A 12,699-nucleotide genomic window follows, 5' to 3' on the forward strand; every position below is an offset into this window, starting at 1 on the left:
TAATCATATATGGAATATAACTTCTAAGCTGGTGCAGCGGAAACTGCATCGGCTTTTTTTATGTATCCCGCCCGGTGTGTAAAGCCGGACGGGTGCAAAGAGCACAATAAAGGTTTAATCTCCTACACTGTGCTTGAAACCTTCTTAATCGTTATTGACTTAGCTAAATGTACCCCATTCATCCGCTCCGACAGCGCCTGTCACACTATCCCAAGTGTTGTACGGCAGCCACCATGTTTCACCATTTTGCTCGTATTCGATCCATACAAATCCACGGCCTTGACCATCCTCTGATCTTAACAGGTAATCGTAATCCACTGAATAACCCGGATAGCACCAGCCACCTTCATTGTCTGCCAAAATATATGGCCCGACACTGCGGCTCATAATACGCTCACTACCGACAGTAAATGTGCCCTTCGCCTTAATATATTGAGTACCGTAATCATTAGTTTCCCAATCGCCAATAGTATATGGTGTCGCTTTTTCTTTCGCTGCGCCTTTAGCATCTCTAAGCTCCAACACCTGACCGATTTTTAGTGTCGTCGGATCAGCGATACCATTCCAACTTGCAAGATCTTCAGCAGTGAAATTTTCAGTGGCAGCAATACTATAGAGAGTGTCACCTTGTTGCACGACATAAGTTTCAGGCAGAGCTTCGTCTTTGCCTTCCCCAACTTCAATTTGACTGGATTCACCGATCAACTTTTCGCCAGTCGCCAGCGCATATTTCGGGCTGTACACACTGCACTTCTTCCACTCATAACCCGGGTACGCGCTATGCGGGAACATGCCACCCATCGCGATATTATCTTGGTCCAGTGCATTGTTTAGATCTGCAAAGGATGCCATTGCTGCATCTGTCAGTTCCTCTTGAGTATAGTCCCCTGCAATCAGGATGCCCATGGAAAGGTCATTACTGTTACCGACATGATACCCAACAATAGGCAACGAGTGATTATAATGGATCACGGCTCTCGGTCCGTCTGGCGTGTTGATGATGTTATGCGGCTCAATCGAAAATTTGTAGCCGATACACGGCCAGTCATGCGTATTCACATGATAACGGGCAAAGGCTTCAGTCGTACTCCCCGCCAATGTGGAGAGTGTCGCACTATGATGGACACCTCTTTCAAGCTGCGCAATCGGTGTTTGATAGTGCGGTGCCGCCCATCTCGTACTTTCTGCAAGCTTCCCTCTCATATCTACCAATTGTGGTAGGTTCTCAAATGCGTATCCCACAGTATCATTTCCTTCCTCTGTATAGTTATTTACGTCAATGCTTAATGGATCAATGCCGCTGCAGACGAATGTTTTTTCATCCGCAATATATCCCTGTGGCTGTGTCTGAAAATGCAGATGGCTGCTCATTGGATTATTGTAATAATTCGTATTCGATTGATAACCCAGTATGTCGCCCTGCTTCACTTCATAGCCTATTTGCACTTGGAGATTTTTACAATGTCCATAAATGTACTGATAGTCTCCTTTATGGTCCGCTAACACGATTGTGTCACCGAAATTTTCTCCTTCTCCAGTACCGGCAACGATGACTCCATCGACTACTGCCGGTAGTTCTGCGCCTTCCTCATCGCTTAAGTCATAGGCTTCGTGTTTACCGCCACAATAGGAATCATGATAGATTTTCTCTCCGCCCGGTCCATACTCCCAATAATCACGGTCGCCCCAATCTTTGCGCGGACCGTCCGGGTACCATTCTCTGTATTCATTTGGATCGCTTGTCACTCGGAAACCTTTTGCTTCTAAAAATTCAATTGGATTCATTGATTCACCTCATTTTTCAAATTAAAAAGACACCCATCACTGGATGCCTTTATGCTTATCTTCTTTCAGTTTTTTAGTGACTGCAGTACCGATTCTGCCCTCTTTCGATGTCGGCATATTCTTATACCAGGCAATCGTACCGAGCACAATATTATATCCCAATGTCAGGAACGCCTCTAAATTGTGTCCCTCAAATGGCAACGGGCTGTAACCAAACATGATTAATCCTTGATTGATGAACCCCAGTGCTAACAATGCGAGCACAATCCATGATGGCTTACTGGATACCTCTGAATACTTTTCTTCCGTCATAATCACCCTCCTTTCCAATTTAAAAGAGCGCACCCGTAGGTACGCTCCATGATTAAATGAACCATTTCGTTATGCGTTTGACATTATACTTTGCAGCGAATTTTCCCGCCCCGCCGTATCTATTGCATTTACGACCATAGAGGAAACAGCTTAATGCATCCCACATTTTTATCACCCCCTACATATAAGCATTGAAAAATGCACCCGCGATGATCATTAGTATGCCAAGGATGAGCGCCCACATCTGATTCTGCGCGCGGTCTGTTTGCTTCCCCGCTCGCTCTTCCGCTTTCTGAGCATTTTTGACAATGGTGTCCAGTTTACTATTGATGCCGTTAGTAAGGATGTACTGCTCTTTCAATTCCTCCCGCAGGTCAGTCCCGCGTTGCTTTGATTCTTTATCTACCTGTTCGATTTCCTCTTTGCGCCGGTCAATGCGCTCATGAATCTCCTTTAAGTCGCTCTCATACCGTTTGAAGTTGAAATTGTTGTTTTCAATCGCCACTCACACCCCTTTCCGCAAAATAAAAGAGCCTCACTCTTATTGAGTCGGCTCTTCGGTCGCTCCTGCTGCCGGTAGTTCTTCAACAACATTCCCCTCAGCATCCAGCTTATCTGTCTGCGTCCCTCGTCGAAGTACGGAATATTCATAATGATCTCCCATAAACCCGGCAAGCGTATTCTGCAGATCTGCAATCTGTTGCGCTTCTTCGCGTGTCGAAAACTCTTTTGCTTGGCCAAAATCATTTACGGGCCCAAACGTACCATTGAACGTATTGTGTCTGACCAATGTTTCTTCATCCGAATTGGTATTCACTCTAGTAACAAAATACATAGTCTCTTCTCCTGTAAATTTAGTCATAATTATTCAACCTCCTGATAGTGTGCTTCTTCTACGTTATTGGCCGCATCTGTATCTTTTAAATCATTGTTGCCCTCTTCGTCAAAACCGTCTTCGAGTACGTCAATCAGATAATCATGAATGGCCGCATCCGATGGCTTACCCGGCTCCCTCTCTGTATTGATCTCATGGGGGTAGTCGAGCAGCACAGCATACAACGGATGCATCATATGCGCATATTCCGTCATGTCGATGACAACATCTTCTTTGAGCAGCGTTTCCAGTTCCTCATTCTGTTTTTCTGTGTCATCCGGATGCTCTGATTTCACTTCTTGTATATCAGAATAGAACTCCTGAAATTTCTCGGATGCTTTTTTGAGCAGTTTCTGCCTTGCTCTGTTTTCACTGCCTTTGAGTTTAAGCTTCGGCAGATACTCTACAATCGACTGCACTGAACCGTTAATTATCTTCAATTCCATTGATAACACTTCCTTTTCTGTATTAAAAAGAAGCGTTCGCTTGAACGCTCCTGTGGTGCTTTAGCCATTAATCCACGCACGACCAGTTCTTATTTGCACTGTATTCGCACTCGTCCCACCAATTCGGTAGAACTCAAGCTGCACAGCTAGACCGCCGTATGTCGGCCGACCTAACGGAACATCGATTTGGAATTCAGTCGCCGGATGGTCTCGGAACACAAGCACGTCATCTTTAATTACATCATGAATGGTAGTCCCCGAGGGTTTATTGATAAAACGCACCACAACGCCCATGTATGTGGAGGTGTCGGATGCGTTGTACCGTAAGCTCGCACTGAAAGCGATGGACAACCATCTGCCCGCATGTTCCGTGTACCCAACTTCAAAGGCCTGTGTGCCGCTCATTGACGTATTATAGTTCATGCCATCAAAAGTAACTGTTCCTGTTGCAGACATGAACGGCTTGAAGAATACCGGTACACCAAATTCCGGAATACCTTGGTTTATATAAAGCACACCATCTGGTCGCATGATGGACAAGCCGCCTTTAACCTCGCCCATGCTGTTCATAACTGTGGTCAAGTTCGCCTGTACAGCATCAATGGTTATTGCTTCCAAATCTCGTACATTTGCAGCTTTGACTGTCAGACGGTCGATAAAGGCTTCGTCTGCTGTGAGTCTATCGAATAACGCTGTGTCCACATCCAACCAGTTTGATTTAATAATGTTTGATGTGAATATTTCAGATGTAAGACTCCTTATGTCGGCATATACTGCATCAATGCTCATCGCTTTTATTTCATTTGAGAATAGAGTCCTTGCTACAAGTTTATTGATTAGCGCATCGTCCACTAATAGTTTCGTGGCATCAACAACCCCTGCTCCTAGCATATCCGTTGTAATCACACCAGATTTAAGGATTGCCGTCTGCACCCTGCCGAAGTTCGCTTCAATAGCGCTCAAGCTCACCGCAGTAACTTCATCAGCGAATATCTGTCTAGCCATTAAATAATTTAATATCGCATCTGCGCCATATAAATGGTCAACGGTAATAGTATTGACATCAATGTGTTTCCCCTTGATAAAATCGATGTCTGCTGTATTTGCAAAAATGGAAGCGAAGTCTGCCGTAACCGCACTAACTGCGAGTGCTTCAATATCCCCGGCAACGGCTAAATCGGCGGTAATCCGCATTTCTTCTGTGACCACATCGATCGTTCTCGGAGACACTTTGAAAATACTTGCGAATTCACTGTCGCCTAAATAGGTACTGCCAATTTGTACGCCAGATGTCCCGACATAGACACCTGATTGTTTTACGTACTCTCCGGAAATCTCCTGTACATCCAAGCGGATAGACTCCGCAAGCTGTTCCACAGTGGACACTCTGCTGACGACTTCACTCATGTTTTGCGAATTGTCCAACTGGTGGAATAACCATCGAGTGCGACCGGTTGTTGTTAAATAAGGCAAGCGTATCTTAAATGGCTGATAGCCTCTTTCGTTGTTGACTAAGTTTGCACCGATTCGAATCATCCCTAATATATCTCTATCGGGCGTGAACTTTATCCAATATCTCCTGTATTGAGCGTATAAAAAGATGTTATTATTCGTTCCATCATCCTGTATTGCTTCGAAGTGAATCGGTATATTTGTTCCGACGGCATCATCAGGACTAGCTATTATATAGGTATAGTCCATTTTCTTAACACCCAACGTCTGAGCATCGAAACTCAAGGTGTACTGCTGACCAGCTTCGAACTGTATTTCTTCAGTAAACTCTATCCACCCTTGATAAGGAGTTGCATCGTATTCATAATATGGCACATCTTCGTCAGTTTTAATTGAACCGTTCCAATACTTAATTTGAGACGGCTCATCAAAACGCGACCCTCGCAGTAAGTTGTATTGCCACGTGTCGATATTCGCCACGGTGTTCGTAATACTGTCGAACCGTTGGTCGATGTTCGTAAACTCCTGTAGGTTATCCTCGTTGTGCCGCGCCACTGTCGTTTCAATGCCGCCCACATCAATGACCAACTGCGCCAGTTTATCGCCCTGGTCGCCTGTTTCCGCAACGAGCGCATCAATCCGGCCGGCTTCCACGTTAAACTCCGTAGTCAAACTGGACAGCTTACCATCCACTGTGGACAGTTCAGTCACAAGCCCCGAAATCCCATCCGCATTGATACCGATATCTGTTTGAGCAGAGGATAGCCCGGATTCTGTTTTAGATATACGGGATAACGCCGTTGTGATGCTTTCAGCGTTTGCTGTGGTTTCGGCTGACCATTTCGTAATGTCTCCGTCATGCAGTTCCGTCTTGTCTAATAGCGACTGAATGGATTGAGCGTTTGCGGTTAGCGTATTGCCGTACTCCGTGATTTTATTGTTTAACGGCAGTAAGTCCGTCTGTTCCAGTTTTGCGGAAAGTTTGCCTTCGACGAAATCAATCTGCTGATTGAGCGTGCTGATTTTCGCTTCGGTTTCTTCTAAAGGGCGCTCCCATGATGTAGACATAGTGCCTTCTTCTAATTGTACTTCGACTTCAACCGGAAAATCTGTTTCATAACCAGTTAACGGATAAAATTTACCGTTCAAAGATACGGATTCTGGTGGTGCTTTAAATCGCAATACTTTATTATCGTCTGACCACATACCGTTGATGAAAGAGACTTCATTTCCTTCTGAATCTAAAAGTGTAAATCTGTCATGCATAGCCACGCTGAAATGGAGAATATAATTTGTATCAGGTTTTAAATTTGATATTTTTTCATAACTACTTTCTCCCACACCATCTACTCGCGTGATAATCAAAGCGCCATTATCCGCAACTCCATATGAATAGCTATTATCTTTTACATATTCTTGTGCGGAAAATAAATTCCGTCCTCCAACCTCAATCCCTTCAATGCTCGCTTTCGCATCGTCAAGCTGTTGTTGCAACTCCGTCCGTGCCGTACTCAAGTCACCGCTCACATCGCCCAAGTCCGACCGTAAAGATTCAAAATCACTTTCCACATCCGCAAACTGTTGCGCCAGTGTTTGGGTTTTGTCTCCAAGGAACGTGTCGATGTCCATTATGTCGGATGTGACTGAATCATAGAGCTGTTGGTGTTCCGTTTCGAAAGCATTCAGATTAGTTTGGACAGCATCCGCTTTCGCTTGCGCTTGAGTGTCTGCGTAATCTTTCGCACCTTGGACTTTCATGTTGTAGTCGGATTCCATTTCAGTGCGGGTTGTACTGATGGTGTTGTTGATCTCTACTGTCGTTTGTTGTAAATTCTGATTGGCAGCGTCAATGGCGTTCTGTTTCGCTGTGTTGATATCCACTGTCATCTGATTCCATTCGGCGTCAAAGTCCGTTCGCATCCGCACTTCGGCGGCTTGGATGTTTGCATTGGCGTCGATGACGGCTTGTTGATAGGCGTTATCTATGGCTTCTACCTGTGCATCATATCGAACATCAAAATCTTCTTTCATTTGTGTAATAATTGAGCGACTGTCATACTCTACACGATTAATTTTCTTATTCAAATTGAGTTTAGCTTTATCTTGTTTGAAATGCTGATAATCACCCAAGTCAACCTTTGTAAGATTGTAATCAAGTAAATTTATTTCCAACTTCTGGACTCGGGCACTTTTGACAATATCGACCTGTTTATAGAGAATGCCAACTTCATCGCCCAGGTTAAGATGACCAGTGTTTGCTATGGTCGTTTTATAAGCAACCTTTGGCACACAATTTTGAATAACATAGTTATAGGTAGAATGAGCAAGTAGTGTTTTGTCTTCAATATCTTCGAATATTGCAACGCCAATTCTGGGCTTAACAGTACCGTCCGGTTCTACATATCCATATTCAGCAGTTGCTGCAGGAATTTCGATATAATCTTGTCCGGCAGGTTTTGTGATACCATCTTTGGACCATGATATATCAGCAAATCCAATTCTTCTGCCATAGCCATCACCAGATTCCTCGCCTCGGCCTCTACCTATGACTGCAGTAACTACTTCAGCTTCTGACTGCTCTTGACTGATAGATAAAAGATTAGTGCCATAGTTAAAACGTTTGCCTGTCCATTTACCTAGCTTCGTTTTAACGTAGAGATCTTTGGAGATGATTTTCTTACCATCAAAATTGAGACCATAATCAATTTCAACATTCCATGTTTCAATAATTTTCTTACGGGCTTCTACAGGTGTTTCATAGTAGAAATTGCAGTCGAGTCGTTCAGTGACATCATAGTCTTTCACATACCAACCGATCGGATTGAACGCTGCATCTACTGCCGGCTTAACCTCAGAATCAATGAAGCGCCTGTCTCTGATAACTTCACTCGCTTTGGCTTCATCAAAGAAGATATGAATGCCTTCGACAAGTAAGTTTTCATTCTCAACTTTTCTGGAATGAATCTTATAGAGCTGGAATAGATTATTCTGATCAAAGTGACCGATGAAGGTGGCATCGTCAAATTTCTTTTTGTGATTGTAAAACTGTCCCTGATTTGACCAATAAAAAAGTGGCAACTCAACATTGACTAGATATAGTCCATTGAGCTCCACTGTTTGATTGGCATCTATAAAGTTGTTATCAGGAATCATGCCTTGCAGTCGCTTTGATTTATTAAATAGATAAATCATAGATATACACCCCTATACTTGATGATCATACTTTCAGGTGTTGGTGTAACTACAATCTGATCTCCATCATTTATAGTGAAATCTTCCCAATCAGAAGATAGGTACATATCACTTTTCATATCTTCTGTACCTCTTAGTAATTCATTCTCATACACATCTATGGTAACTGGACCATAGACACTACCATCTATATTAATTGTCTTATCTGTTGTGGTATTTCTAATCGATATTTCGGTTGTAGTCGGACTAAACACTATATCGATAGTTGGTTTGACCGGGTACTTAGTATCTACCGAAAGAATAGCCGTATTGGTGTAGTTGATTATTCTTTCTTCTGTGTACTTATACGAATCATGACAAATGAAATCAAAGTCGATGATTTCCGACTTCTTGTATCCGCTTGTCTCCCCCTTAGATACAAAAGCCCCATAGTAACTCATTCGCTCATCACTGAATGAAATCACCTGGGGAATTCTACTATCAAAATGCTTATTGATCGACTCCATTAGTTTAATAAGGTTCAAATGAGAATCCGATTTAATTTTCATACGAATTTTTAAAGGTCGAGGCTTCAAAAACTTGCCTTGATTCAGAACACCATCTCGTCCGGGAGTATTCGTATTTTTCACTTCATACTCAGTGAAATCCCGGCCGATTACTTTCAGTGTTCTCACTTCATTATTTCCACTCGTATAAACTTCATCAAGTTTCACACTATCAACAATTGTTTGAACAGAGGAAGCACGGGGTGTGCTTGGCTCTGTGGGTTGTATAAATTTAATGATTAAGCACCTCCGTATACTTCTTCAAGATTGCTTTCATCCACTTGCCTATTCGTGATGTCGTTAACGTGAGCTTTAAACGTCCTGTTACCCATGTTCAAGTAAATCACCGCAGGCTGTTTGTTCAATTTCACTGTAGAATTAAACGCTTCGCCGATATGCATAGAAGCTTGTTTCTTGATCGCTCTGAACGTGTTAGACAAACCAGTAGGCCGTGGTGCTACCAGTGAAGGAGCAAAAGCCTGTGTCATTCTTCTGGCAACATTCCCTACAGAATCAACTGCTTTATTCGCATCTTTATCGATACCAATAGCCAATCCTTGGGATGTGTACTGACCGATCTCTTTAAATACTTTGGATGGCGAGTTGATACCGAGTAGGGATTTAGCCGCATTTAGAGCGCCTGATACCATCCCGGTAGCTGCATCAACTGCATTTTGTGCTGCGCCCTTAATTCCGTCGACCAATCCCATTACCAAGTCTCGACCAGCTGTTACGAAATCTCCGACAAAACTGAGCGCTGAACTAACCATTTCACCGCCAAAAGAAACTACAGCACTCACTGCATTCGATCCACCTGAGACTATAGCAGATACAAAATTCGCCATACCTGAGATGATATTTGAAACGAGCTGAGCCGCAAATCGGACGATTGTACTGATGGCTGACGATACAAAGCTAGATAATGCCGAAAGCGCACGAGCTCCACCACTAATAATATTCATTACAAATTGAGCCATTCCTGTGGCAATACGCACTACAATTTGAGTCGCAAATCGAACAATTGCAGCAATACCTCTTGCTACAAATGAAATGGTCGCAGATATCGCTCTTGCGAATCCTGAAGCAAGTGAAGCAACAAATCTAGCTGTTGCACTTACAATCGTACTTACTAATCGAGCACCAAATGAAATCATCCGAGCAAGTGCCTGAGCTATAAAACTACCGATCGCTACAAGAGAACGTACAAGACCAGTCCCCAGAGCTGCAGCAAATCGAGCCATTCCACCTACAATATCACTTACTAAATTTGCTAAAAATATACCAATTTTAACAAGCCCTGATGAAACAAAATTCGTTATATGTGCTAAAGCTCGAACGAATCCAGTGAGCACCACAGTCGCTATTGCGGACATAGCTGAAGTGAATATCCCCTGTCCTTGGGAACGGAAGAAATTAAACCAACTAATAATCGCATTGACTTGCTGTGATATGAAATTCGTAATAAAGGTCCACGCCGTATTAACCATGTTTCTGAACCATTCAACATTCTGGTAAAGCATGATGAACACTGCAGATAAAGCAGTCAAAACACCAATTACTATACCAACTGGTCCAGAAAGTAATACCATTGCCCCTCTTAATAAAGCCATTACACCCTTAACTAACATTGATTGAGTAAACAACCTAAAAAGCAAACCTATAAATGGTGCTATTACTTTAGTGACTACTAGAATCGCTGGTACCAACATCATGAAAATACCTGATAAAGTGCCGATGACTCCGATGATCATTCCAACAATCGGATGTGTTTTTAATATTTCAGCAGCCCAACCACTAAAAGCTGTCATAGCCGTAAGCACTTTTGATGCTAAAGGCGCTATTGCAATACCGAAGTTTACAATCATCCTCACGATATTACCGATTAAACTTATAAGCGTTGGGCCATTCTGTTGAACATAATCAATGAATTGTTGGAAACCGTCTGATTGTTTAATCGTTTCAGACCATGTTCTAAAACGCTCCATCATTTGCTGCAAGCCATTGAGAACAGTTGTACTATTTTCTCCAAATGCAGCAAACAGATTGATTACACCTAAGAAGAAATCACCAAATATCTTACCGATGACAGGCATGTTCTCTTGAACAAAACTTATAAATTCATGAAAACCATTCTGTTCTGCCATTCTATTTGCCCATTCAGAAAATCGAGTACCTAGATTATTAAACCCTCGTGCTACCCATTCAATTAACGGCATGGATGCGTTGACCATATCGACCAATCCTTGACCGAAACGGCCTACACCACGGATGATGTTCTCGAATACAGCGACTCCTTTAGTATTCATGTTGTCGAAGAACCTGAGCATTGTTGGGGATTCCATGATAAATGCCTTAAACTCATTCGTCATTCTAGTTACTGAAGCAACAACACCATCAATAAATGGAACCATCTGCATCAATGCATGATTGGCAGCATAAATACCCTGTCCCATCGTTTGGAAAATTGTATCCATCTGTGAGTCTACTATGCCATTCCATGATGCTTTTATCGTATCCAGCGCTTTTGTAAATCGATTGGAAGCTTCAGTAGCTTCAAACGTTTCACTGTTGTATCTTGATAAAACAGAAGTAACCAGTCCGCCATAAGCTGCGGCGCCCGCTCCTGCAATACCTAACGCACCTACGAATGCCAGAATATTTCCAGTCATCACACCGATTGAATTCCCAAAAGCCATGGCTGCACTTACTACACCAGAGATGATTGGAACTAAAGCACTGAAGGAGGCGATCATTGAACCACGGATCACATTTCCAATGACTATACCAACAGAAGATATCATCTTAGCCAAGCGCATGAGTTCTAATTGGAAATTATCGTTCATACTACCAACTTCATTGACAAAATTTCTTAAGTTTTGTCTACTTTGACCGAAATTAAACTTTACGTGCTTCACAATTTCTTTTGCTGAAAAACTTTGAGCAAGTGCTTTGGCAATGAGCAAAGATCTTCTGAAGCCGGATATCTCTCCATCGATTTCAGCGTCATATTCTTTACTAGTGAAAGCCTGCATTGCTGATTTGGCTGCTGCAAGCTGTCGCCGCAATGGAGATACATCACCGTCTATTTTAGTATCCTCAACAGATTTAGCTGTTGTTTCAAAGCTACGCAATGTCTGTTTAGCTGCCTTTATGGCACCTCTGAACTTACTTATATTCGCTTTTACATCAGCTTCAATACTATAATTTGCTTCACCGGCCATTAACACACCTCCTTATTGATTATTAAGCTGTGCTGTTGCGTTTAGTATGTGATCTAAATCTTCATCTTCTACGTCATCTGTATCTACATTTTGGACATCTTCCGGTTCAATCGGCAGTCCATTCCATACCTTTTCATTAATACGCTCATAGTTGAAGAAGTCTTCAAGGGTTCCATAGATGTATTGTTCTTTCGGCTCTGTTTCAGAACCAACATTTTCAGTCACAGCTGCATTACGGATCAGCATAGCCAATTCATGCGCATCCCTTGTCCGCTTCAATTCACGGTGCATATGGGCATAGTCGCGCATGGTATATTCTTTCAGTGTTGTCATCTCGACTTCTTCTAGTGTCTGATATCCCAGAAAAGCAAGGCCATGAACATATAACTGTTCATATGGATCAAGGATTACGCCTCGTCCATCTCCTGCATTTCCTCTTTCTTCTTCTTGTCCTTTTTCGTTTTCGCTTTCACGTAGTCGTCTTTCATCTCGTCTGGAATAAGGGTTGCCGTTGACGGTCGCTTCCCCAATTCTTTTAAACACTCTTTACCAAATGCTTCAAGCCCTTGATTCAGCTCAATTTCATCCAGGATATCCATGACATCTTCATCATTTGGTGGGTTCTTGTGATGGGAAAGCCCCGCTTTTAAGATTTGACCAAGCGCAACAATGTTACCGAGGTCCAAGTTTGGCGCAAGCATACGAATCCCTTGGCCGACACTCATCTGTTCTACTTCAAGCCCCAATGCTCTATCGATTGTGTTCAGACACTTCAGGCCGAAAGATAATTCAAGTTCTCTATCGTTAAAATTTACTGTTAGGTTTGACATTTAAATTTCTCCTTTGTAATAAAAAAATAAAGAGCGAAATTA

At 42.7% G+C, this 12,699-nt stretch carries 10 protein-coding genes; all 10 read right to left on the reverse strand.

The window, feature by feature from the left end; translation table 11 throughout:
• Positions 1-159: 159 nt before the first annotated feature.
• Complete coding sequence (locus tag ACKRAT_RS08625; RefSeq protein ID WP_411842106.1) at positions 160-1,785, reverse strand: peptidoglycan DD-metalloendopeptidase family protein; 1,626 nt, start codon at positions 1,783-1,785, stop codon at positions 160-162.
• Positions 1,786-1,821: 36 nt separating this feature from the next.
• Positions 1,822-2,097 (reverse strand): phage holin, encoded by a 276-nt coding sequence (locus ACKRAT_RS08630; RefSeq protein ID WP_411842107.1) that lies wholly within the window; start codon positions 2,095-2,097, stop codon positions 1,822-1,824.
• A gap of 178 nt (positions 2,098-2,275) precedes the next feature.
• The gene (locus ACKRAT_RS08635; protein ID WP_411842108.1) at positions 2,276-2,602 is read right to left on the reverse strand and encodes a hypothetical protein; all 327 of its coding nucleotides are present in this window, start codon (positions 2,600-2,602) and stop codon (positions 2,276-2,278) included.
• Positions 2,603-2,638: 36 nt separating this feature from the next.
• Positions 2,639-2,959, reverse strand: a complete 321-nt coding sequence (locus ACKRAT_RS08640; RefSeq protein WP_411842109.1) for a hypothetical protein — start codon at positions 2,957-2,959, stop codon at positions 2,639-2,641.
• Between the two features lie 2 nt (positions 2,960-2,961).
• Positions 2,962-3,417 (reverse strand): hypothetical protein, encoded by a 456-nt coding sequence (locus ACKRAT_RS08645; RefSeq protein WP_411842110.1) that lies wholly within the window; start codon positions 3,415-3,417, stop codon positions 2,962-2,964.
• A gap of 60 nt (positions 3,418-3,477) precedes the next feature.
• Positions 3,478-8,061, reverse strand: coding sequence for a phage tail spike protein (locus tag ACKRAT_RS08650; protein ID WP_411842111.1), 4,584 nt, complete (start codon positions 8,059-8,061; stop codon positions 3,478-3,480).
• Positions 8,058-8,735, reverse strand: coding sequence for a distal tail protein Dit (locus ACKRAT_RS08655; protein ID WP_411842112.1), 678 nt, complete (start codon positions 8,733-8,735; stop codon positions 8,058-8,060). The genes ACKRAT_RS08650 and ACKRAT_RS08655 overlap by 4 nt, the downstream gene beginning before the upstream one ends.
• Positions 8,736-8,845: 110 nt before the next feature.
• Complete coding sequence (locus ACKRAT_RS08660) at positions 8,846-11,827, reverse strand: hypothetical protein (protein WP_411842113.1); 2,982 nt, start codon at positions 11,825-11,827, stop codon at positions 8,846-8,848.
• A gap of 12 nt (positions 11,828-11,839) precedes the next feature.
• The gene (locus tag ACKRAT_RS08665; RefSeq protein WP_411842114.1) at positions 11,840-12,160 is read right to left on the reverse strand and encodes a hypothetical protein; all 321 of its coding nucleotides are present in this window, start codon (positions 12,158-12,160) and stop codon (positions 11,840-11,842) included.
• Between the two features lie 74 nt (positions 12,161-12,234).
• Positions 12,235-12,657 carry a tail assembly chaperone gene (locus ACKRAT_RS08670; RefSeq protein WP_411842115.1) on the reverse strand — a complete coding sequence of 141 codons (423 nt, stop codon included), beginning with the start codon at positions 12,655-12,657 and terminating at the stop codon, positions 12,235-12,237.
• Positions 12,658-12,699: the final 42 nt, after the last annotated feature.

The sequence above is a fragment of the Salinicoccus sp. HZC-1 genome, assembly GCF_046736035.1.
GTDB lineage: Bacteria > Bacillota > Bacilli > Staphylococcales > Salinicoccaceae > Salinicoccus.